Origin of the sequence: Pseudomonas sp. C8002 (genome assembly GCF_013385765.1) — a bacterium.
Classification (GTDB): domain Bacteria; phylum Pseudomonadota; class Gammaproteobacteria; order Pseudomonadales; family Pseudomonadaceae; genus Aquipseudomonas.
Map to the genome: position 1 here is coordinate 140146 of NZ_JACAPJ010000006.1, position 21071 is coordinate 161216.

General features: G+C 60.6%; 20 protein-coding genes. 9 read left to right on the forward strand and 11 right to left on the reverse strand.

The window, feature by feature from the left end:
- Window positions 1-27: 27 nt before the first annotated feature.
- Both HX814_RS11080 and HX814_RS11085 read left to right on the forward strand, forming a co-directional pair.
- Entirely contained in the window at window positions 28-858 is an 831-nt protein-coding gene (locus HX814_RS11080) for an undecaprenyl-diphosphate phosphatase (protein WP_003215357.1), read from the forward strand.
- Complete coding sequence (locus HX814_RS11085) at window positions 855-1238, forward strand: DUF1294 domain-containing protein (RefSeq protein ID WP_003215359.1); 384 nt, start codon at window positions 855-857, stop codon at window positions 1236-1238. Before HX814_RS11080 ends, HX814_RS11085 begins: the two co-directional genes overlap by 4 nt.
- On the opposite strand, the gene HX814_RS11090 is transcribed toward HX814_RS11085, so the two are convergent.
- Both HX814_RS11090 and HX814_RS11095 read right to left on the reverse strand, forming a co-directional pair.
- Window positions 1221-1583, reverse strand: a complete 363-nt coding sequence (locus HX814_RS11090) for an MmcQ/YjbR family DNA-binding protein (RefSeq protein WP_177009412.1) — start codon at window positions 1581-1583, stop codon at window positions 1221-1223. The genes HX814_RS11085 and HX814_RS11090 overlap by 18 nt on opposite strands.
- On the reverse strand, window positions 1580-2488 hold the full coding sequence (locus HX814_RS11095) for a LysR substrate-binding domain-containing protein (protein WP_003215364.1): 909 nt from the start codon (window positions 2486-2488) through the stop codon (window positions 1580-1582). Before HX814_RS11095 ends, HX814_RS11090 begins: the two co-directional genes overlap by 4 nt.
- 125 nt (window positions 2489-2613) lie before the next feature.
- Here HX814_RS11095 and HX814_RS11100 point away from each other — a divergent pair, with 125 nt between their 5' ends.
- Window positions 2614-3225, forward strand: a complete 612-nt coding sequence (locus HX814_RS11100) for an FMN-dependent NADH-azoreductase (RefSeq protein WP_177015418.1) — start codon at window positions 2614-2616, stop codon at window positions 3223-3225.
- Between the two features lie 227 nt (window positions 3226-3452).
- Window positions 3453-4490 carry a dienelactone hydrolase gene (locus HX814_RS11105; RefSeq protein WP_008436172.1) on the forward strand — a complete coding sequence of 346 codons (1038 nt, stop codon included), beginning with the start codon at window positions 3453-3455 and terminating at the stop codon, window positions 4488-4490.
- Here the strand turns inward: HX814_RS11105 and HX814_RS11110 are convergent.
- The 4 genes from HX814_RS11110 to HX814_RS11125 form a co-directional block, all read right to left on the reverse strand.
- On the reverse strand, window positions 4484-5668 hold the full coding sequence (locus HX814_RS11110) for an MFS transporter (RefSeq protein WP_102369155.1): 1185 nt from the start codon (window positions 5666-5668) through the stop codon (window positions 4484-4486). The genes HX814_RS11105 and HX814_RS11110 overlap by 7 nt on opposite strands.
- A gap of 347 nt (window positions 5669-6015) precedes the next feature.
- Window positions 6016-7605: an ABC-F family ATPase gene (locus HX814_RS11115; protein WP_008436174.1), complete on the reverse strand. Its 1590-nt coding sequence runs from the start codon at window positions 7603-7605 to the stop codon at window positions 6016-6018.
- A gap of 162 nt (window positions 7606-7767) precedes the next feature.
- The gene (locus HX814_RS11120; protein ID WP_087692676.1) at window positions 7768-9006 is read right to left on the reverse strand and encodes an MFS transporter; all 1239 of its coding nucleotides are present in this window, start codon (window positions 9004-9006) and stop codon (window positions 7768-7770) included.
- Window positions 9007-9547: 541 nt separating this feature from the next.
- A complete protein-coding gene (locus tag HX814_RS11125) occupies window positions 9548-9934 on the reverse strand; it encodes a TIGR03067 domain-containing protein (protein WP_177009474.1) in 387 nt (128 codons plus the stop codon).
- Between the two features lie 401 nt (window positions 9935-10335).
- Here HX814_RS11125 and HX814_RS11130 point away from each other — a divergent pair, with 401 nt between their 5' ends.
- Complete coding sequence (locus HX814_RS11130; RefSeq protein WP_087692674.1) at window positions 10336-11676, forward strand: LPS O-antigen chain length determinant protein WzzB; 1341 nt, start codon at window positions 10336-10338, stop codon at window positions 11674-11676.
- A gap of 262 nt (window positions 11677-11938) precedes the next feature.
- Window positions 11939-12838: a lipid A hydroxylase LpxO gene (lpxO, locus tag HX814_RS11135; protein WP_008436177.1), complete on the forward strand. Its 900-nt coding sequence runs from the start codon at window positions 11939-11941 to the stop codon at window positions 12836-12838.
- A gap of 18 nt (window positions 12839-12856) precedes the next feature.
- Here the strand turns inward: lpxO and ligD are convergent, their stop codons facing one another.
- Together ligD and HX814_RS11145 are read right to left on the reverse strand one after the other, a co-directional pair.
- Window positions 12857-15355 (reverse strand): DNA ligase D, encoded by a 2499-nt coding sequence (gene ligD, locus HX814_RS11140; RefSeq protein ID WP_008436179.1) that lies wholly within the window; start codon window positions 15353-15355, stop codon window positions 12857-12859.
- A gap of 11 nt (window positions 15356-15366) precedes the next feature.
- The gene (locus HX814_RS11145) at window positions 15367-16215 is read right to left on the reverse strand and encodes a Ku protein (RefSeq protein WP_003218456.1); all 849 of its coding nucleotides are present in this window, start codon (window positions 16213-16215) and stop codon (window positions 15367-15369) included.
- 196 nt (window positions 16216-16411) lie between these two features.
- Here HX814_RS11145 and HX814_RS11150 point away from each other — a divergent pair, with 196 nt between their 5' ends.
- Both HX814_RS11150 and HX814_RS11155 read left to right on the forward strand, forming a co-directional pair.
- Window positions 16412-16732, forward strand: a complete 321-nt coding sequence (locus HX814_RS11150) for a hypothetical protein (RefSeq protein ID WP_177009410.1) — start codon at window positions 16412-16414, stop codon at window positions 16730-16732.
- A gap of 30 nt (window positions 16733-16762) precedes the next feature.
- Window positions 16763-17923 carry a PQQ-dependent sugar dehydrogenase gene (locus tag HX814_RS11155; protein WP_177009409.1) on the forward strand — a complete coding sequence of 387 codons (1161 nt, stop codon included), beginning with the start codon at window positions 16763-16765 and terminating at the stop codon, window positions 17921-17923.
- A gap of 126 nt (window positions 17924-18049) precedes the next feature.
- On the opposite strand, the gene HX814_RS11160 is transcribed toward HX814_RS11155, so the two are convergent.
- Window positions 18050-18529, reverse strand: a complete 480-nt coding sequence (locus tag HX814_RS11160) for a nuclear transport factor 2 family protein (protein WP_177009408.1) — start codon at window positions 18527-18529, stop codon at window positions 18050-18052.
- Window positions 18530-18561: 32 nt separating this feature from the next.
- Complete coding sequence (locus HX814_RS11165) at window positions 18562-19113, reverse strand: TetR/AcrR family transcriptional regulator (RefSeq protein ID WP_177009407.1); 552 nt, start codon at window positions 19111-19113, stop codon at window positions 18562-18564.
- Between the two features lie 125 nt (window positions 19114-19238).
- On the opposite strand from HX814_RS11165, the gene pssA reads away from it, so the two are divergent.
- Window positions 19239-20582: a CDP-diacylglycerol--serine O-phosphatidyltransferase gene (gene pssA, locus HX814_RS11170; RefSeq protein WP_177009406.1), complete on the forward strand. Its 1344-nt coding sequence runs from the start codon at window positions 19239-19241 to the stop codon at window positions 20580-20582.
- 18 nt (window positions 20583-20600) lie between these two features.
- On the opposite strand, the gene HX814_RS11175 is transcribed toward pssA, so the two are convergent.
- Window positions 20601-21044 (reverse strand): hypothetical protein, encoded by a 444-nt coding sequence (locus HX814_RS11175; protein WP_008436193.1) that lies wholly within the window; start codon window positions 21042-21044, stop codon window positions 20601-20603.
- Window positions 21045-21071: the final 27 nt, after the last annotated feature.

Here is a 21071-nt window from a genome sequence, read left to right on the forward strand (position 1 = left end):
CCGTGGGCATGACCTTTGGGGGAATCGATGGATCTTTGGACCGCCGTACAGGCACTGATACTCGGCGTTGTAGAGGGGCTGACGGAGTTTTTGCCGATCTCCAGTACCGGGCACCAGATTATCGTGGCCGACTTGATCAACTTCGGTGGCGAACGCTTTGAAGCGTTCAATATCATCATTCAGCTGGGCGCGATCCTGGCGGTGGTGTGGGAGTTTCGACGCAAGATCCTCGACGTGGTCATTGGCTTGCCGACCCAGCGCAATGCCCAGCGTTTCACCGTCAACCTGATCATTGCCGTATTGCCGGCGGTGGTACTGGGGGTGATTTTCGCCGACCTGATCAAACACTACCTGTTCAACCCGATCACCGTTGCGGCGGCGTTGGTGGTGGGCGGCGTCATCATGTTGTGGGCCGAGCGCCGCCAGCATGAAGTGCACGCCGAAACCGTCGACGACATCACCTGGAAGGACGCGATCAAAGTCGGCTTCGCCCAGTGCCTGGCCATGATCCCGGGCACCTCGCGCTCGGGCGCTACCATCATTGGCGGCCTGTTGTTCGGCCTGTCACGCAAGACCGCCACCGAGTTCTCGTTCTTCCTGGCGATGCCGACCATGGTCGGCGCAGCGGTGTATTCGGGCTACAAGTACCGTCACCTGTTCCAGCCGGATGACCTGCCGGTGTTTGCCATCGGCTTTGTCACCTCGTTCATCTTCGCGATGATCGCGGTCAAGGCGCTGCTCAAGTTCATCGCCAGCCACAGCTACGCGGCGTTCGCCTGGTACCGGATCGCCTTCGGCCTGGTGATCCTGGCCACCTGGCAGTTCGGCTGGATCGACTGGTCGGCCGTCAAGCCATGATCATCCAGCATCCGCGCTTCAAGGCGTTGGTGTTTGCACTGTTGTGCGCCGCGCCGCTGTTTGGTGCGGCGCTGCTGGGGTACCGCGGGGTTTCGCTGATCCCGCTGGTGGCCTATGGCGTGGTCAGCGTGGTGGCGTTCCTGTTGTACTGGAGCGACAAGCGCAAGGCTCGCGAAGACAGCTGGCGCACCCCGGAAAACGTCCTGCACGCGGTGGAGCTGGCAGGCGGTTGGCCGGGGGCGTTGATTGCCCAGCAGGTGTTCCGCCACAAGACGCGCAAGGTGTCTTATCAGGTGGTGTTCTGGCTGATCGTGTTGCTGCACCAGGTGTTCTGGATTGATCAGCTGTTCCTGGGTGGCACGCTACTCTCGATCTTCTAGCAACAAGCCGACCTGCGTGCGCTTGGGCAGCTTGCTCACCACCAACCGGTGGGAGCGCTGCAACAGGCCACGCAGTTCCTCGGCGCCCAGCGGGTAGGGCGTTTCCATGATGATCCACTGCGCCCGCGCCAGGTACGGCGCCGGGTGGATGCCGGGGCGATCCACATGGCCCAGGAACAGCTCCTTGTCGACCTTGAACGCCAGCGAGTCGCCCCGCAGGTTCTGCAAGGCAAACATCTTGTTGCCGGCAATCGAAAACACCCGCACGCCGCCCCATTTGTAATCTTCCCGCGCGCCGGGCAAGCCCAGGCAAAACGTGGCGACTTGTTCTTCGGTCATTCTCATAGCAAACGGTCTCCGCAACCTTTGAAGGCGTTATCCAGGTGGTCGATCCAGGCCCGCACGGCCGGCAACACGCCGCGCCGATGTGGGTACACCGCCTGCAACCAGCCACCCGGCAATGACCATTGCGGCAAGAGCTGCACCAATTGGCCGTTGGCCAATTCCTCCTCGCAATACATCATCGGCAGCACGGTAAACCCCAGGCCGGCGAGGGCGCAGGCCTTGCGTACCAGGAAATCATCGATCCCCAGCCGCGCTTCCATCACCAGGTCGTGGCTGCTGCCCTCCGGGCTGAGCATGCGGAAGTGCACCATGCGGTCTGCTTCCAGGGCGCCCAGCACCGGCAGTTGCTTGAGGTCTTCCAGGGTGTCGATCTGCCGCTCACGCACAAAGTCGGGGCTGGCGACAATCGCGGTCTGGGCCTGGCGCAGGCGCTTGGTTACCAGCAGCGGGTCTTCATCCCCAAGCTCGCGCACGCGCAAGGCCACATCAATGCCTTCGGCCACCAGGTCGACGCGGCGGTTGACCAGGTTCATCTCCAACTGCACCAGCGGGTTGGCGGTGAGAAACTCCGCCACCACGGTCTGCAGGAATTGGTGAGCCAGGCCCACGGGGCTGCTGACCCGCAGCCGACCGCGGGGTTCGCTGGACATGCTGGCCACTGCCTCGTCGGCCATTTCCGCCTCCAGCAGCATTGCCTGGCAGTGGCGCAGGTAGCGTTCACCCACGGCAGTGAGGGTCAGTTGGCGGGTGGTACGTTGCAGCAAGCGGGCGCCGAGGCGTTCTTCCAGCTCGGCAATGCGCCGCGACAGCCGCGACTTGGGAATCCCCAGCAGCCGTCCGGCAGCGGCGAAACCGCCGGCTTCCACCACCTTGGCGAAGTAGTAGAGGTCATTCAGATCTTGCATGGTGGGCCTACTGTCCTGTCAGTGGGACGAATAATCGCATATTGCCTGACTAATCGCTGATTGGTTTCATCTGTAGGCTTATTTCCATTCCGTCGCCCTTGGCGATGCCTACTTGGAGATTAACCATGAAACTGTTGCATATCGATTCCAGCATCCTCGGCGACAACTCGGTTTCCCGTCAGTTGAGCGCAGGTGTCGTCAAGACCTGGCAGGCGGCCGAGCCAGGCGTTGAAGTGACCTACCGTGACCTGGCCAGCGAAGGCATCAACCACTTTTCCGGCGTGACCCTGGGTGCACTGGGCACCGCTGCCGAGCTGCGTGATGCCGTACAGAAACATGAAGCCGAGCTGAGCGCCAACACCCTCGCCGAATTCCTCGCGGCCGACGCCATCGTCCTGGCTGCGCCGATGTACAACTTCACCATCCCGACCCAACTCAAGGCTTGGATCGACCGTATCGCCGTCGCCGGCCAGACATTCCGCTACACCGAAAACGGTCCTGAAGGCCTGGCCGGTGGCAAGAAAGTCATCATCGTGTCGACCTCCGGCGGCCTGCACGTTGGCCAGCCGACCGGTGTGGCTCACGAAGACTACCTGAAAGTACTGCTGGGCTTCCTCGGCATCACCGACATCGAAATCGTCCGCGCCCACGGCCTGGGCTATGGCGATGAAGTGCGCAGCAAGGCGATCAGCGACGCCAACGCAGTGATCAGCGAACAATTGTTCGCTGCAGCGTAAGACTTGTGTAAATTTTGCTGTTCCTCGATATCAATCTGATTCGAGGCGCCTAAACTCTGTATTCTGCTCGCCTGAAAAGCGATCGGAGTACGGAGTTTTTTCGTTTACCCGCTGTCACTACTTTGGCCCAGGTTATGCACGCATGGGTAAACCCTGCCAGTCCGAGCGCCTGAACCATGGATACTTCAACAGCTACGCGGGCTTACGCAACAAAGGTGGACATCCCCATGATGCGTCTTTGTGCAGTCTTGGTTCTCTCCCTGCTCGGCGGCCTGATTTCAGTGCAAGCCGCGCCCGCGCCGCACCCCCATTGGAGTGTGGGCTTCCACCGCATGACTTTTCTCGACCCGCTGGATCTGCAGCCGATGAAAGCCGTCGCGTTCTACCCGTCCACCGGCCTGGAACACACCACCCAGGTGGGCGCTTATCACATCGCCGCCACTGAAGACTCGAAAATCGCCATCGGCCGCTTTCCAATGCTGATGCTGTCCCACGGCAATACCGGCACGCCCCTGGCCCTGCACGACCTCGCCACCTCCCTGGCGCGCAAGGGGTTTGTGGTGGTGGCGGTGCTGCACCCTGGCGACAACTACAAGGATCACAGCCGGCTGGGCACCTTGAGCAACCTGTACGGGCGCCCGATCCAGATTTCCGAAGCGATCACCGCCACCCTCGGCGACCCGATGCTGTCGCCATTCGTCAACGTCGACCAGGTAGGCGTCATCGGTTATTCGGCCGGTGGCGAAACCGCGCTGATCCTCGCCGGCGCCAAGCCGGACCTCGACCGCCTGCGCCGCTACTGCCAGCAACGCCCGGAAGATCGCGACGCCTGCACCACCAAGGGCGAGTTGATCGTCGACCGCGACGACCTGCAACCGCAGGCCGACCCGCGCATCCATGCCTTGATGTTGATGGCGCCGTTGAGCCTGATGTTTGGCCGCCACACCCTGGCGGACGTGCATGTACCGGTGCTGCTCTACAGCGGCGACGGCGACAAGCTGGTGGCCGTGGACAAGAACGCCGAGGCCCTGGCGCGCAAACTGCCGGAGCCGCCGGACTTCAAGCTGCTGGCCGGGGCAGGGCACTTTGTGTTCATGGCGCCTTGCGACGAGAGCCAACTGGCCGCGATGCCCGCCATGTGCACCGATGCCGACGGGGTTGACCGTGAAAGCATCCACCGCGACCTGATTTCCGAGGCCGGGCGGTTCTTTAATCACACCCTCGGGCAATCCACCCGGGCGGGCTTGCAGACGGCTGATCAGTAAGCGCGGCGCTTGAGCAGTAACGTCAGGCCCAGGCCGCTGATGGAAAGCAGGGCGGCGCAGAAGAAGATCCACGAGTAGCCCAGGTTCAGCGCCACCGCACCCATCACCGGCCCGGCAATGGCCAGCGCCAGGTCAAAAAACACCGCATATGCACTCAACCCGGCGCCCCGGCTGCTGTTGGGCACCTGCTTGATCGCCTCCACGCCCAGCGCCGGGTACACCAGCGACAAACCAAAGCCGGTCAGCCCGGCGCCGATCAAGGCCACGCCGGTGGACGGTGCCAGCCACAGCAGCGTCAGGCCCAGGGTTTCGATGGTCATGCAGGCAATCGCCGCGGTGAAGCCGCCGAAGCGGTTGATGGCGGAGATAAACACCAGCCGTGACAGGATGAAACACACGCCAAATACCGTCAGGCACCAGGCTGCGCCCGTCCAGCCACGGCTCAAGTAGTAGAGGGTGATAAACGTGGTGAGGGTGCCGTAGCCAATCGATGCCAGACACAGGCTGGCGCCGAACGGCGCGATACGCCCGAATACCGCCCAGAAGGGCAGCCGCTCGCCGCGCACCACGGGCACCGAAGGTTTGTTGCGAATCAGCAGCAGGCCCAGGGCGGAAAGTGCCGTGAGGGCGATTCCGAGGCTGGTGTAGCCGTAGTCGGCAACCATCACCACCCCAAGCGGTGCACCAATGGCAATCGCGCCGTAGGAGGCGATGCCGTTCCACGAGATCGATCGTGCCGTATGTTCGGCACCGACCGCGCCCATGCACCAACTGATGGTGCCGACGCCGATCAGGCCCTGCGCGACGCCGAGTAACAGCCGGCCGACAATCAATATGCCGAGGCTCAGCAACGGCAGGCTTTGCACCAGCGTGGCGATGAACGTCAGCACCCCGCTCAGCAGAATCCCGCTCAGGCCCAGCACGATAGCGCGCTTGGTGCCCACGTTGTCCGACATGCGCCCCGCCATGGGGCGGCTGAGCAGCGTGGCCAGGTATTGCGAGCCGATGGTTATCCCGGCGACCACCGCGCTGAAACCCAGCTCACCGTGGACATAGCCGGGGATGACGGCAATCGGCAGGCCGATACAGATAAACGCGATAAACGTGTAGAAAACGATGGAAACGATCTGCAGGGTGATCGACAAGGAGCTGGGGGTGGCAGGCTGTGTGGCAGGCATGGGGACTCGTTCGCGGGCGGGCGGTGAGGGCATCATGGCAAGGGCTTGGGGTAAAAGGAAGCAGGCTAACTATATTTGATGATATTGCGGCCCGTGCCTATCCGGCTTTGGATCCATGGGGCCTCCCTGGCCCGGGACGACTAAAGCGGACGGGGTAAAGTGTGGGAGCTGTCGAGCTTTAGCGAGGCTGCGAAGGCGGCGGCATGGTCAATAAAGATGTTGCCTGGCACACCGCTATCGCGGCCTCGCTAAAGCTCGACGGCTCCCACAGAAAAGCAGAGCCATACCCCAAAAAAAAGCCCCATCACACTGGACGGGGCTTTCGCATTTCAAACTACCGGCGGCTCTTAGAAAACCACACCCTGACTACGCAGGTAATCGTCATAAGTCCCGCTGAAGTCGATCACCCCACTCGGGCTCAGCTCGATGATGCGGGTGGCCAGGGACGACACAAACTCCCGGTCATGGCTGACAAAGATCAGCGTACCCGGGTAGTTCTCCAACGCCAGGTTCAGCGCCTCGATGGACTCCATGTCCAAGTGGTTGGTCGGCTCGTCCATGATCAGCACGTTCGGCTTTTGCAGGATCAGCTTGCCGAACAGCATGCGACCTTGCTCGCCACCGGAAATCACCTTCACCGACTTCAGGATCTCGTCGTTGGAGAACAGCATGCGGCCCAGGGTACCGCGAACCACTTGCTCGCCTTCCTTGGTCCAGCGGCCCATCCAGTCGAACAGGTTGGACTCGTCTTCGAAGTCCGAAGCATGGTCCTGGGCGTAATAGCCCAGTTCAGCCGCGTCGGTCCACTTGACCGTACCGGCATCCGGGGTCAGTTCGTTGACCAGGGTACGCAGCAGGGTGGTCTTGCCGATACCGTTCGGGCCAATGATCGCCACGCGCTCGCCGGCTTCAACCTGGAAGCTGAAGTCCTTGAACAGCGTCTTGCCGTCAAAGCCCTTGGCCATGCGATCGACGATGACCGCCTGGCGGTGCAGCTTCTTGGTCTGGTCGAAGCGGATGAACGGGCTGACGCGGCTCGATGGCTTGACTTCGGCCAGCTGGATCTTGTCGATCGCCTTGGCACGGGAAGTGGCCTGCTTGGCTTTCGAGGCGTTGGCCGAGAAGCGGCTGACGAAGGATTGCAGCTCGGAGATCTGCGCTTTCTTCTTGGCGTTGTCCGACAGCAACTGCTCGCGGGACTGGGTCGCCACGGTCATGTATTCGTCGTAGTTGCCCGGGAACAGGCGCAGCTCGCCGTAGTCCAGGTCGGCCATGTGGGTGCAGACGCTGTTCAGGAAGTGACGGTCGTGAGAGATGATGATCATCAGGCTGTTACGCTGGGTCAGGATGTTTTCCAGCCAGCGGATGGTGTTGATGTCCAGGTGGTTGGTCGGCTCGTCGAGCAGCAACACTTCCGGATCGGAAAACAGCGCCTGGGCCAGCAATACACGCAGCTTCCAGCCTGGTGACACTTCACTCATCGGGCCGTTGTGCTGCTCGATGCCGATACCCAGGCCCAGCAACAACTCACCGGCGCGGGATTCGGCGGTGTAGCCGTCCATCTCGGCGAAGTCGGTTTCCAGCTCGGCCACGGCCATGCCGTCGTCTTCGGTCATTTCCGGCAGCGAGTAGATGCGGTCGCGCTCGGCCTTGACCTTCCACAGCTCTTCGTGACCCATGATCACGGTGTCGAGTACGGTGAATTCTTCGTAGGCGAACTGGTCCTGGCGCAGTTTACCCAGGCGCACGTTCGGCTCCAGCATGACCTGGCCGCCCGACGGGTCGAGGTCGCCACCGAGGATTTTCATGAAAGTCGACTTGCCGCAACCGTTGGCACCGATCAGGCCATAACGGTTGCCTGCGCCGAACTTGACCGAAACGTTCTCAAATAGCGGCTTGGCGCCGAACTGCATGGTGATGTTAGCTGTGGAGATCAATTACTTTACCTATCAATAGCTTGGAGTGCGCTAATTTGAGCCGGGCCCATTTTGTGGCCCAGGCCAACGGGCATACGTCGGCAGCGACATCAAGGCTTGGGGCCCAGTCGCTGAGCAGAAAAATGGGTGCATGTTGGAATTTGGCGCGCATTGTCGCATATGTCAGGCGGGAGTTGTATGGCGCTGCACGGATGGATTCGCCCGAGTCTCCGGCATTGCCACCCACACCAGCCCCAATGCGACGGCCGCCACGCCGGCCAGGGTCAGGAACGCGGCGTTGTAACCCGCCCACTGCACGACAAAACCTGCCAGGCTGCTGCTCAAGGCCGCCCCGAGGCCGAATGCCGTGGACAGCGCGCCCAGGCTGACATTGAAGCGTCCGGTGCCCTGGGTGAGGTCTTTGACGATCACCGGAAACAGCGCGCCGAACACCCCGGCGCCGACCCCGTCAAGCATCTGCACTGCCACCAGCCAATAAGGATCACTGGACAGCGTATACAACACGCCCCGCAGCGGCAGGATCATGAAACCGGCGAGCAGCAACGGCTTGCGCCCCCACACGTCGGCCTTCACGCCCACCAGCCAGGCCACCGGCACCATCACCAACTGGGCCGCGACGATGCAGGCCGAGGTCAGCGGCGTGGCCATCTGCAGGTTGATCTGCGACAGCTTCTGGCTGACCAGCGGCAGCATGGCCGCATTGGCCAGGTGAAACAGCGCGCAGCAGATGGCAAACAGCATCAAGGGCCTGTTCGCCAGAAGCACGGCCAACCCCGACGGTTGTTCATGGCCGGTGCCATGCGCAGGGTCGAAACCCCGTGCGACTTCGTGGTCGATTGCCTGGGCTGACACGCAGCTGACCGCGATGACACTCGCCGCAGCCATGACTGCCATCAGATAGAACACCGCCACCGGGCCGAACAGGTAGGCAAATCCACCGGCGAGGAGGGCCGCCACCGCGTTGCCGGCGTGGTTGAAGGTTTCATTGCGGCCGGTGCGCCGGGTAAAAGCGCGCGGCCCGGTGATCCCGAGGGAAATCGCCGAGATGGCCGGCGCAAACACCGAGGCCGCCGCTGCACTGGCCGCCTGGGTCAGCGCCACCAGGCTGAAGGAGCTGACGAAGGGCAGGAGCAGGCAACTGGCAGTCACCAGCAGCGCGGCGATCACGATCACTGCCCGTTTGCTGCGGGTTCGGTCAATCAATGCGCCGGCCGGCGTCTGGGTCAGCAGGGCCGCGATGCCGGCCAGGGTCATGACTACGCCGATGCTGGCGGGGTCCCAGTGGTGCACGGCCAGCAGATAAATCGCCAGGTACGGCCCCAGTCCGTCACGCACGTCCGCCAGGAAGAAGTTCAGGCTGTCCAGGGACAGGGTGTTGCGCAGGTCAGAGCGAGTGGCCATGGCACGGTCTTCAGGCAAGAGGTCGGTAGCAGTAGTGACCCATGGCGTGAAGGTATAGTTTCTGAAGGTGGCGTTGCACTCGTATGGCAATACAAGCAAAAACATTTACAAAGTGGGGCCATTTGCATCGAAAAATAGCGCTGATCGAGGCTTTTTCAGGGCTTTTTATTGTTAACAGTTGAACATCCAATAAGCCTGGCTTATTTTCCGTCCGTTCGCCCTACAGTGAAGGCTCTTTACCGGTTCAAGGATGGCGAGGCTTTCGGTGTAGGGCGGACTTCTTTTGTCGCAATGACCGGAACATATTGGAGACGCAATGGATATGCTGTCAGCCCAGGTATCAAAACCAGCCCGCTCAACTGCCCCGTGCTACACCCTCACCGCCATCAAGCGCCCGTGCTGATTGGCTGCCGTGCAGGCAAAAAAAGGCCCGTGGGGTAGACGGGCCAAGGTGTTCACTGGAGTAGGTAGCCTTCACCCTATAGGTCAACACGTGAAGGCCATGTGAAAACCATGTCGCAGGAACGGATGTATATCCGTGTCAGGGTTTGCGCACGAACGTGCGCATGGTTTGCCCTGGGCCGGTACTGAAGCGGGTAGGGCGGGGCATGCCTTCATCTGCCGCAATAAACACGAAGTGATCACCTTCCAGCCGGTAACTCGCGGGTAACTGCTTGCCGGCATCCTCTCCCATCGAGTCAACCCAGGTAATGCTTTTGGGTGCCGTGCTGGCATCGAGCGTGAAGCTGCCTGCCAGTAAAACCTCGCCGTCGACCGTCACCACCTGGAATTGATCGCCCGAGATTGTCGTGATCGCGCCTGGCGCGCTGTGTTCATCCGTGGGATTGAGCACACCATTGTCTTCCAGCGCCGTTTGTTCCCATGCGCCCTGGAGCGCCTGGAAATCCGTATTTGAAGCAGGTGTCATATAAATTCCTTTTTTGGTTAAAAAACGAGCAGTCAATACCTTGGTGCGTAGATGCCTGACGGATAAGCTGAATCGATTTTGTGAGAATTGTCTGGTTTCTCTTTGTTGCGTACGAATTTTCCCAGTATTCACGGGTATTTAGCGCCATTTTGTGCGTTGATTCGGAAACGGTTCTTTGCAAGTTCGTCTACGCTCAGCACCAGGGTAGGGGCTCCTGCGTAATCTGAACGAAAACAATCTACGGTGATGTGGGATTTTTCCATGATCGAGGTGGTCCGATGACCATCGGTAGACCGTTCGTGTCTTGTGTACAGGGCGTTGTCCCTGATTTTCAAGCGGCCATTCAGTATTTGATGAATATGTGTGACCGCTGACTGTCGACTTTTTAAGGTGCATCAGTTTTGAATAAAACTCCTCGGCTCCACGCTCATGCGGCATCGGACGAAATTGATCTGTTTGAACTGTGTCATGGTATCTGGCGGCAAAAGAAGTTGGTGCTGGGGTGTACGATTCTGGCGGGGGTGCTGGGGGCGGGCTACGCTTTTCTGGCCCCGCGGGAGTATCAGGTCAGCAGTGTGCTGCGCCCGGCTGCCATCAATGAGCTGGATGCTCTGAACCGCTCCGAAGTCTATAAGTTGCCGCCGGCCGACGCCCTGAACAAAGTGGGGGCGCAACTGGACTCATACGAAGCGCGTCTGGGGTTTTTCAAGTCCCATGAGGACCTGTTCAAGGCGTTCCAGAAAACCGGGCAAAGCCTCGAGCAGAGTTTCGAAGAATTCAATCGAAACTCCATCAACCTGAGCCTGCCCGATCCCAAGAAGTCCGACTCCCTGAGCAGCTATATCAAGCTTGAGCTGGAATACCCGGCAGACATCGACGGGGTAGCGATTCTCAACGGCTTTGTAGACTACGCAATTGATTCGGAACGTGCCCAGGTCGGTGCTGACCTTAAAGTGATCGTCAATAACCGCTTGAACGAACTCAAGGGCAAAATCGACGCGGCGCGCTCCAATTACGAAACCGATAAGGAATCGAAGATTGCCAAGCTGCTTGAAGCCGACAGGCTCAAACGGGCCAAGCTGGAGGACGAACTGGGTGCCCTGCGCTTACAGATGAAAATGGAGCGCACGGACCGGCTGGCAGAGCTGGCGGAGGCCATTTCCATCGCCAAGTCGATGGGCATCAAGACCCCGACCACTCCTTCGTCCATGGCAGATGCCTCGCGTAGCGGCTCGAATCAAGTAATGCGCACCGAGGTCAACAACCAGAAAATCCCGCTGTACTTCCTCGGTACAGAGGCGCTTGAGGCGGAACGTGCCGCGTTGCAGGCGCGTACCAGCGACGACTTTACCAACAGCCGCATTGCACAGATTGGCAAAGAGTTGCAGATGCTGGAGGTCAACCGTGAAGTGGAGGTGCTGAAAAATCGCGGGAATGAAGACATTTTCTTGCAGGATGTTGAACCGTTACGAGCGGAAGTCGCGCGTTTGCGAGGCCTCAATATCGACATGAGTGGCCTCAAGCTGGTAACCATTGACCGTCGTGCCCAAGAGCCACTGAGCCCGATCAAGCCCAAGAAAGCCCTGGTTATGATACTGAGCCTGCTGGCAGGGTTGACCGTGGGTGTACTGATTGCGCTGGGCCGCCATCTGCTGGCACGACGCGAAGCCGTACCCTACTCGGAGTTGGATGAATATCGGCTTTCTCTGCGTACACGCAAGGATGACGAACCGAAAAGCTGACGCCTTCAGTAGCGGGCAGGCCGCCCGGCAAGCCCGCTGCTGCTCTTCCTGGCACACTCACTGGACACCTTTTCACAAATCTTGATTAACCTTTGGTTACAAAGTGTGGCTAAAATAGCTGCCAATGGCCACGACCGGATTGTCACCCAGCCGTTCGTGTTGCCGGTTTTGTGAATTGTGATTTCAGGTGCTGCATCTTCAATCCTCGGCCGTTGTGGGCACGCGGGAGCAGCCTGTTCTCTTCTGACTTGTGACGAATACCTTGAAACTCATCATTGTTGCTCTCTACGTTGCCTCTATTGCGTATGTCCACCTGCGTGGCCGGGTGCGCCACAAGCTGGGGCGCCAGCTCAGTGATCACTCGACCTTCCTGGCTCCGGTGAACTGCTTTCTCTACCTCTTTTCCAAACTGCCCAGCCGACCGTACCTGTCCCCCAGCGACTTTCCCGACCTGAGCCCGCTTCAGGAGCATTGGCAAGAGATCCGCGAGGAAGGTCAGAACCTGCTGCGCGCAGGCGAGATCAAGCGCTCCGACCAGTACAATGACGTGGGTTTCAATTCGTTCTTCAAGTCGGGCTGGAAGCGTTTCTATTTGAAGTGGTACGGCGACAGCCATCCTTCGGCGATGAAGCTGTGCCCGCGCACCACCGAGCTGGTGCAAAGCATCGGCTCGATCAAGGCCGCGATGTTTGCCGAGCTGCCACCGGGCTCAAAGCTGGTACGCCATCGTGACCCGTATGCCGGTTCCTACCGTTACCACCTGGGCCTGGACACGCCCAACTCTCCGGGCTGCTACATCAACGTGGACGGTGAAAACTACTACTGGCGCGACGGTGAACCGGTGATGTTTGACGAGACCTTTATCCACTACGCCGAAAACACCACCGAGCAGAACCGGATCATTCTGTTCTGCGATATCGAACGGCCGATGAAGTACCGCTGGGCGGCCGCGTTCAACCGTTGGTTCAGCCGCAATGTGATGGCTGCGGCCGGTTCGCCCAACGATGCCGGTGACAAGACCGGCGGCCTGAACCGTGCGTTTACCCGCCTGTACAAGATTCGCCTGCGGGGCAAGGAGTTGAAGAAACGCAACCGCACCCGTTACTACCTGGAAAAGTGGGCGATCTTTGCCGGCCTGGCCGCGATCTTCATCCTCATCTGAACCGGGCTGCGGAGCGCATCAGCCTGGCGGATGCGCTCCCAGCTTCTCCCACATCTTCTTGCTGATCTTCTGCCGATTGGCATAACCCGCCCACGGGTCCTTCTTCAAACCCTGCAAACGCTCGTGCAGGTTAGCCACCGTCCATTGTTGGGCGCTGTGCAAACTCTTCAACTCATCACGACTCACCGGTACCGATACCGGCAGGCCGGGCCGCGCCCGCACCGAGTAGGCGGCTACCGTGCTGGCGCCCCGGGCGTTGCGCAGGTAGTCGATGAAGATCTTGCCCACGCGATTCTTCGGGCCCGAAGTCGCGGTAAAGCGTTCAGGCAACTGCAGCGTCATGAACTGGGCGATGGCCTTGGCGAAGGCTTTTACCGAGTCCCAGCCATCGCGGCGCGCCAGCGGCACCACCAGGTGCAGGCCTTTGCCGCCGCTGGTCTTGACGAACGCTTCAAGCCCCAGTTCATCGAGTACCGACAAGGTCAGTTGCGCCGCTTCAAGCATGCTTTTCCACGGCAGTGCCGGGTCTGGGTCGAGGTCGAGCACAAAGAGGTCCGGGGTTTCAATCTTGTCAGCGGTAGCGCCCCAGGTATGCAACTCGACGGTACCCATCTGCACGGCACCGATGAGCGCGGCCGGGCTGTCGATTTCCATCAGCCGCGCATGGCCCGGGTCCAGGGCCTGGTCCAGTTGCTTGATATTCGGGATCGCCAGGCGCTCGGAGTGCTTCTGGAAAAACTGTTCGCCGGCAATGCCTTCCGGTGCCCTGAGCAAGGACACCGGCCGGTTGCGCAGAAAGGGCAGGAGCCATTCGCTGATGCCCTCATAGAACTGTGCCAGTTGCAGTTTCTGTGTAGCGCTCTGGGCATCGATGACTCGGTCCGGATGGGTAATCCTGACCCCAGCCACGGCGCCGGTGCCCGCCGTCTTTTTACGGGGTTTTTCCTTCAGCGATTTGGCCGTCCGCGGCTGCTCATGCACAATCTGCTCCGCCGGCTTGTCGGTGCGCAGCCCGACAAACGCCGCCTGGCGCACCACACCTTCTCGGGTCCATTCGGCAAATTGCACTTCGCCCACCAGCTGCGGCTCGACCCAGTGCACGCCGCGTGCCTGGGCACTGGTCAGGGGCTTGGCCAGCGGTGAAGTCTGGCGTTCCAGCGCCTTCAACTGTGCACTGATCTTTTTCAGCGCGGCCTGATCGAATCCGGTACCTACGCGCCCGGCATACACCAGGTCGCTGTCATCATTGACCGCCAGCAACAGCGCGCCAAACCCGCTGCGCGAACCTTGCGGGCGGGTGAACCCTACGATCACGAATTCCTGGCGCAGCCGGCACTTGAGCTTGATCCAGTCCGGGCTGCGCCTGGAAACGTAGGGGCTGCCGGCACGTTTGCCGATCACGCCCTCCAGCGCCAGGTCGCAGGCACTTTCGAAGATATCCCGCTGGTTGGCAGCAAAGGACTCGGAGAAGCGCAGCAGCTTGCTCTTGCTGCGGCTAACCGCGTCCTTCAGCGCGGTGCGGCGCTCTTCGACAGCGGCTTCGCGCTGGTCGCGGCCGTCCAGGAACGGCGCATCGAACAGGTAATAGACAATGTCCAGGCTGCGGCCGATATCAAAGGCGTTTTGCAGCGCCTGGAAATCCGGCAGCCCGTCGGCGTTCAGGCTGACCACCTCACCGTCGAGCCAACTGTCCTTGAGCTTCAGGGCTTCCAGGGCCTTGGCCTGGCGTGGCAGGCGATCGGTCCAGTCATGGCCATTGCGGGTGAACAGCCGAACTTCGCCATCGCGAATCCGCGCGAGGATGCGATAGCCGTCGAATTTGATCTCGTACACCCAATCGCCTTCCGGTGCACGGTCCACCAGTGTCGCCAGCTGTGGCGCGAGTTGATCGGGCAGGTCGGTTGAGGGCTTGCGCCGGGCTTTCTTCGGCGCTGCGGGCTTTTTCGCAGCCCCCACCGTTGCGTCGCTCAGCACGCTTTTCGGTTCAGCCTGAACCACATCGTAGTCAGCCACCGGGCGTGCCTGCTGATCGTTCTCCTTGATCAACAACCACTGCTCCTTGTCGCCGCTGCCCTTGAGTCGGGTGCGCACCAGCGTCCAGTCGCCTGCCAGTTTTTCGCCGATCAGGCTGAACTTCAGCTTGCCGGCCGCGTAGGCCTTGTGCGGGTCATCGTGGGGCTGCCATACACCGCGATCCCACACGATCACATCGCCAGCGCCGTATTGGCCTGCCGGAATGCTGCCCTCGAAACTGCCGTAGCCCAATGGATGATCTTCCACATGCACCGCGAGGCGCTTCTGGCTCGGGTCGAGGCTTGGGCCCTTGGGCACCGCCCAGCTTTTGAGGACGCCGTCGAGCTCCAGGCGAAAGTCATAATGCAGGTTGCGCGCATCGTGCTTTTGAATCACGAATGACAGGGCATGCGCCCGGTTCCTGGCGCGAGGCGCACTGCCGGCGGGTTCGGCGGTCACGTCGAAGTCGCGCTTGGCGTTGTATTCACTCAGGGGCTTGGCCATGGCGGTCTACCTCATGAAGCCTTGCTGGTCTTTTTCGCGGCAGGTTTCTTGGCTGCAGCCTTGGTCGCGGGCTTGCCGGCCAGGCTGCGCTTGAGCAACTCCGTCAGGTCGATCACGTCCGCAGATTTGCGCTCGTCGACACCTTCGCTGGATTCCACGTCTTCGATCTTGCCGGCCTTGGCCTTCTTCGCCACCAGCGCCATGATCTTTTCCTGGAAGCTGTCGCGGTATTCGTCCGGCTGCCAGTCGGCACTCATGTCTTCCACCAGACGCTTGGCCATGTCGAGTTCGCCCTTGGCCAATGTCGGTTTGGTCACGTCGCTGCCCAATTCCAACTCGTCCAGGCCACGCACTTCGGCAGGCCAGCGCAGCATCACCAGCACCAGCGCCGACTCCAGCGGCATCAGTGCCGCCAGGTGCTGCTTGGTGTGCAGCACCACGTTGGCCAGGGCGACCTTGCGGGTTTTCTTCAGGGTTTCGCGCAGCAGGGCATACACCTTGCCGCCGCGCTTGTCGGGGGCCAGGAAGTAGGGCGTGTCGATGTTCTGCAACGGGATCTGGTCGCTGGCCACAAACGCGATGATTTCGATGGTCTGGGTGGACTTGGGGTGGGCCGAGCGGATTTCGTCTTCGCTGAGGATCACGTAGCGACCTTTCTCGTAGGCCACGCCCTTGACGATATTCTCCTTGGTGACTTCCTTGCCGGTGGTCTTGTTGATGCGCTTGTAACCCACCGGGTCCATGCTGCGTTTGTCCAGCCAGTCGAAGTCGACGCCCTGGGAGGACGTGGCCGAGACCAGTGACACGGGGATGTGCACCAAGCCAAAACTGATTGCGCCTTTCCAGATAGCCCGTGGCATGTCGGTATTCCTGAAGTGTGTGGTCTTCAGGTGACAGGGCGGATTCGGCAAAAGTTTCCCTGGCCAGCCGGCTGGCACCAGGGTTTCAGACAGATCGTGTTACACCTGATGAGAAACTATTTAGTTACCAAAGCCGAACCCAAGGCGTAGCGTGTTATCGAAAGCACGTATTACTTGCGCCCAGAGAGGCTTTGTCATGAACACCCGTTTGCGCAACCTTGCCGTATTGGCGTTGGGCCTGGCCTTGAGTTCGTTGGCACAGGCGCAAAACCTGCCCGGCAGCAGCAACAACCCCTACAACGGCCCCATCCACCAGGCCAATCCCAACAGCATGCAGGGCACCCAGCCCAACGCGCCGGCAGCGCGAGGCACCTATATTCCGCCGGCACAGCGGCCGCCGACCCTGCAAAACGGCGGTATCGGCAACAGCGTCCAGCGCCGTGACGGCGCGCAGACCCCGCCGGCTATCCAGCCCAAGACTCCCACCCGTGACGCCAATGGCAATCGCGGCGATTGAGTGTGTAAAGACGACAAGGAAACCCACCGTATGCTGTTACGCAAAACCCTTCTAGCCACCTTCTGCGCCGCTGCCTTGCTGCCCCTGGCGCTGCCTGTCTCGGCGGCCGCCCCCCAACAGTTTCCCAGCGAGCAAGGGAGTATCACCGTCACCCCGATTGCCAAGGGCCTCGATCACCCGTGGGCGGTGGCGTTCCTGCCGGACAAGCAAGGCTTCCTGGTCACCGAACGTCCCGGCAACCTGCGGTTTGTCAGCCCGGACGGCAAACTGTCCGCGCCCCTGAGTGGCGTGCCGAAGGTGTTTGCCAAAGGGCAGGGCGGCCTGCTGGACGTGGTGCTGTCACCGGACTTCAAGGAGGACCGCCTGGTGTACCTGTCCTACGCCGAGGGCGGCGGCACGAATGGCACTGCAGGCACCGCAGTCGGGCGTGGGCGCTTGAGCGATGACCTGAGCGGCCTGCAAGACTTCAAGGTGATCCTGCGTCAGGAGCCCAAGCTGTCCACGGGCAACCACTTCGGCTCGCGGCTGGTGTTTGACCGCGATGGTTACCTGTTCGTGACCCTCGGGGAAAACAACGACCGCCCCACCGCCCAGGACCTCGACAAGCTGCAAGGCAAAGTGGTGCGGATCTTCCCGGACGGTCGTATACCGGAAGACAACCCCTTTGTCGGCCAGGAGGGCGTGAGGCCGGAAATCTGGTCCTACGGCCAGCGTAACCCCCAGGGTGCGGCACTCAACCCGTGGAGCGGCACACTCTGGGAAAACGAACATGGCCCGCGCGGCGGGGATGAGATCAATATCATTGAACGAGGGAAAAACTACGGCTGGCCGCTGGCGACCCATGGCATCAACTATTCCCTGACGCCGATTCCCGAGGCCAAGGGCAAGACAGTCGAAGGCACCGTTGCACCGCACCACGTCTGGGAAAAATCCCCGGGTGTGAGCGGCATGGCGTTCTACGACGCTGACCGGTTCAAGGCCTGGCAGCACAACGTGTTTATCGGGGCATTGGTCAGCCAGGAGTTGATTCGCTTGCAGTTCGATGGGGACAAGGTCATCCACGAAGAGCGACTGCTGGGTGGCCTGAAAGCGCGGATCCGCGATGTGCGCCAGGGCCCGGATGGTTACCTGTATGTGCTCACGGATGAAGATAACGGCGTGTTGTATCGGGTGGGTTTGAACCAGGACTGACGGATACGGCAAATACCACTGTGGGAGCGGGCTTGCTCGCGAAAGCGGTGGGTCAGTCGCTGGACATGTTGGCTGAGCCATTGCCTTCGCGAGCAAGCCCGCTCCCACAGTTGTGTAGCGTCGAGCCTACAACCCAAGCTCCGACAACCCCGGATGCTCATCCGGACGCCGCCCCAGCGGCCAGTGGAACTTGCGCTCGCTTTCCTTGATCGGCATGTCGTTGATGCAGGCAAACCGGTTCGCCATCAAGCCGTTCTCGTCAAACTCCCAGTTCTCGTTGCCGTAGGAGCGGAACCAGTTGCCGGAGTCGTCATGCCATTCATAGGCATAGCGCACCGCAATGCGGTTGCCGGAAAACGCCCACAACTCCTTGATCAACCGATATTCCAGCTCTTTGGCCCATTTGCGGGTCAGGAAGGCCTTGGCCTCTTCGCGGTTGTGGGCGAACTCGGCACGGTTGCGCCATTGGGTATCCAGGGTATAGGCCAGGGACACCCGTTGCGGGTCCCGGGAGTTCCAGCCGTCTTCGGCCAGGCGAACTTTCTCAATCGCCGACTCACGGGTAAACGGCGGCAACGGCGGGCGTATTTCTGAGTTGGATGACATGGGACGGCTCCTTAACAGGTTTAAAAGTCAGGTCAAAGTTGCAATAGGGTTCGCGCCATGGATTGCGCATTATCGGCAGCGGTGGTGTCGCCCATCACCAGGGCAACGGTAATGGCGCCATCAATCAGGATCAGCAGGTGCGCGGCCTGGCGTTCCGGGTCGGGGGTGCCATGTGCTTGACACAGTTCAAGGGCGTACTCGAACAGTTTCTGTTTATGGGCCTTGGCCAGCAGGCGGACCGGGTCTTGCGGGTCGCCGGTCTCGCCGCTGGTGTTGATGAAGGCGCAGCCGCGAAAGTCATCGGAGCCGAACCAGGTTTTCAACGCGCTGAACACACCCAGCAGGCGCTCGCCTGTGGTGGAGTGGTGTTCAACTTCGTTGCGCAGCCACTGCATCCAGCGCTCGTCGCGGCGTTGCAGGGCGGCAATCACCAGTTCGTCCTTGTTGGCGAAGTAGCGGTAAACGCTCTTTCTGGAGACGCCGGCGGTTTTCACCAGAAGATCCATGCCGGTGGCAGCGATGCCATTTCGGTAGATCAACTTTTCGGTGACGTCGAGGATAATGTCGCGAGTGATATCGTTCATGGAGATTACAGTAGAACGATCGTTCTCCTTGGTCAATTAATTATTTTTAACCCTGGGCGGGAAGACCTGAGCCAGCCCATGGTGTAAGCTCTGGAGTCCTTCGGATTCGACCCATTGCGAGCCCTATGCCGTCGTTATTCAAACGCTCCCTGTTGCCCAAGCTGCGCGGTTTTCCCCTCACGCCCGACGCGATCGAGGTGCTGTCCGGCGCCGCCGAGTACCGCCGTTGCCTGCTGGAGAAAATTTCCCAGGCCATCCAGCGCATCTACATCGTGGCGTTATACCTGCAGCAGGATGAGGCGGGACAAGAGATCTACGACGCGCTGCATGCTGCCAAGGCCGCCCGGCCCGGGCTGGATATCGTGGTGGTGGTCGACTCGCTGCGGGCCCAGCGTGGTTTGATCGGCGCCGGCAAGCAGCCGGGCAACAGCGCCTGGTACCAGGCCATGACCGAGTCCCACAGCACCGAAGTGCCGGTGTATGGGGTGCCGGTGCAAACCCGCGAACTGTTCGGCGTGCTGCACCTCAAGGGCTTCGTGATCGATGACAGCGTGCTGTACAGCGGCGCCAGCCTGAATAACGTGTACCTGCACAAGTTCGACAAGTACCGCTATGACCGTTATCACCTGATCCACAACAAGGCGCTGGCCGACTCGATGCAGCACCTGGTGGAGCACGGCCTGGTGGCCGCCAAGGCGGTGCATCGCCTGGACCTGCCCAACCCGCCGACCACCCGCAGCCTGCGCAACGACATCGGCGACCTGCGCAGCCGCCTGAAACACGCGGTGTATGACACCACGGCGGGGCAGTTGCCCAACGGCAGCCTGACGGTCAGTCCGTTGCTGGGCGTGTGCAAGAACAACCCCCTGAGCCGGGTGATCTGCGAGCTGATTGCCAGCGCCCAGCACCAGCTGACTATCTGTACGCCGTACTTCAACCTGCCGCTGCCGGTGACCCGGGAAATCAACCGCGCCCTGGCCCGCGGGGTGAAGATTGACATCATTGTTGGCGACAAGACTGCCAACGACTTCTACATCCCGCCGAGCGAGCCGTTCAAGGTCATCGCCGCGCTACCGTATCTCTACGAAATAAGCCTGCGTCGCTTCGCCAAGCGCCACCAGCGCATGATCGACAGCGGCCAGCTGAACCTGCACCTGTGGCGCGACGGCGACAACACCTACCACCTCAAGGGCATGTGGGTCGACCAGCGCTACACCTTGCTGACCGGCAACAACATCAACCCACGAGCGTTTCGCCTCGACCTGGAAAACGCCTTGCTGATCGATGATCCCAAGGGTGAGTGGGTAGGGCCACGGCGCACCGAGCTTGCCGAGATTTTCCAGCACACCTCGCGTATTGAACGCTACCAGCAGCTGGAAACCCTGGTGGAGTACCCGGCGGCCGTCGGCAAGTTCTTGCGCCGGGTCAGCCGGGTGCGGATCGAGCGTTTGCTGTATCGGATTTTGTAGGGCCCGTGACCTTGCAGGTTAATCCGGAATCGACCTGACAAGAATGTTGTCCAAGTCGTAGCGATGGGGTTCGCTGCCTGCACTTCTTGACCAGAGTCTGATTGAGATTGGGTGAGTGCCTCCGTCCTCTTTCACGTACGGAAGAGGGACAGTCAGGCGCGTCCAGCCGGGAGACGGTGGATGTGGCCCGTATGCTTGCTCCAAGCCTCCCGCCAACACGATGATGTCCGTTTCCGATAGGGTCCGGTATTCAAAGATCACTGTGTATTCAGTGCCCTTTATGAATGAGTAGGACTTGGAGATACCCATCTCATGAACCGCATCGGATGCATTGGTGAGGTAGAACTCGTGATCGTTCCCAGGCGTCCGTGGCTCAAGCTTTGCGGTGTCTGGGCGGTCCGGGTGCCAGCCATTCCAATTTCTGTCAGTAAATGTCGTCAAGTCATTCAGGTCGTCGCTCATGGTGCTTGTCTCCAGAAAAGGTAGGTG

Excerpts from the sequence above, each read along its gene's own strand:
- HX814_RS11080 (WP_003215357.1), top strand. The coding sequence starts at position 28 with ATGGATCTTTGGACCGCCGTACAGGCACTGATACTCGGCGTTGTAGAG.
- HX814_RS11085 (WP_003215359.1), top strand. The coding sequence starts at position 855 with ATGATCATCCAGCATCCGCGCTTCAAGGCGTTGGTGTTTGCACTGTTG.
- HX814_RS11090 (WP_177009412.1), bottom strand. The coding sequence starts at position 1,583 with ATGAGAATGACCGAAGAACAAGTCGCCACGTTTTGCCTGGGCTTGCCC.
- HX814_RS11095 (WP_003215364.1), bottom strand. The coding sequence starts at position 2,488 with ATGCAAGATCTGAATGACCTCTACTACTTCGCCAAGGTGGTGGAAGCC.
- HX814_RS11100 (WP_177015418.1), top strand. The coding sequence starts at position 2,614 with ATGAAACTGTTGCATATCGATTCCAGCATCCTCGGCGACAACTCGGTT.
- HX814_RS11105 (WP_008436172.1), top strand. The coding sequence starts at position 3,453 with ATGATGCGTCTTTGTGCAGTCTTGGTTCTCTCCCTGCTCGGCGGCCTG.
- HX814_RS11110 (WP_102369155.1), bottom strand. The coding sequence starts at position 5,668 with ATGCCTGCCACACAGCCTGCCACCCCCAGCTCCTTGTCGATCACCCTG.
- HX814_RS11120 (WP_087692676.1), bottom strand. The coding sequence starts at position 9,006 with ATGGCCACTCGCTCTGACCTGCGCAACACCCTGTCCCTGGACAGCCTG.
- HX814_RS11125 (WP_177009474.1), bottom strand. The coding sequence starts at position 9,934 with ATGACACCTGCTTCAAATACGGATTTCCAGGCGCTCCAGGGCGCATGG.
- ligD (WP_008436179.1), bottom strand. The coding sequence starts at position 15,355 with ATGGCCAAGCCCCTGAGTGAATACAACGCCAAGCGCGACTTCGACGTG.
- HX814_RS11145 (WP_003218456.1), bottom strand. The coding sequence starts at position 16,215 with ATGCCACGGGCTATCTGGAAAGGCGCAATCAGTTTTGGCTTGGTGCAC.
- HX814_RS11150 (WP_177009410.1), top strand. The coding sequence starts at position 16,412 with ATGAACACCCGTTTGCGCAACCTTGCCGTATTGGCGTTGGGCCTGGCC.
- HX814_RS11155 (WP_177009409.1), top strand. The coding sequence starts at position 16,763 with ATGCTGTTACGCAAAACCCTTCTAGCCACCTTCTGCGCCGCTGCCTTG.
- HX814_RS11160 (WP_177009408.1), bottom strand. The coding sequence starts at position 18,529 with ATGTCATCCAACTCAGAAATACGCCCGCCGTTGCCGCCGTTTACCCGT.
- HX814_RS11165 (WP_177009407.1), bottom strand. The coding sequence starts at position 19,113 with ATGAACGATATCACTCGCGACATTATCCTCGACGTCACCGAAAAGTTG.
- pssA (WP_177009406.1), top strand. The coding sequence starts at position 19,239 with ATGCCGTCGTTATTCAAACGCTCCCTGTTGCCCAAGCTGCGCGGTTTT.
- HX814_RS11175 (WP_008436193.1), bottom strand. The coding sequence starts at position 21,044 with ATGAGCGACGACCTGAATGACTTGACGACATTTACTGACAGAAATTGG.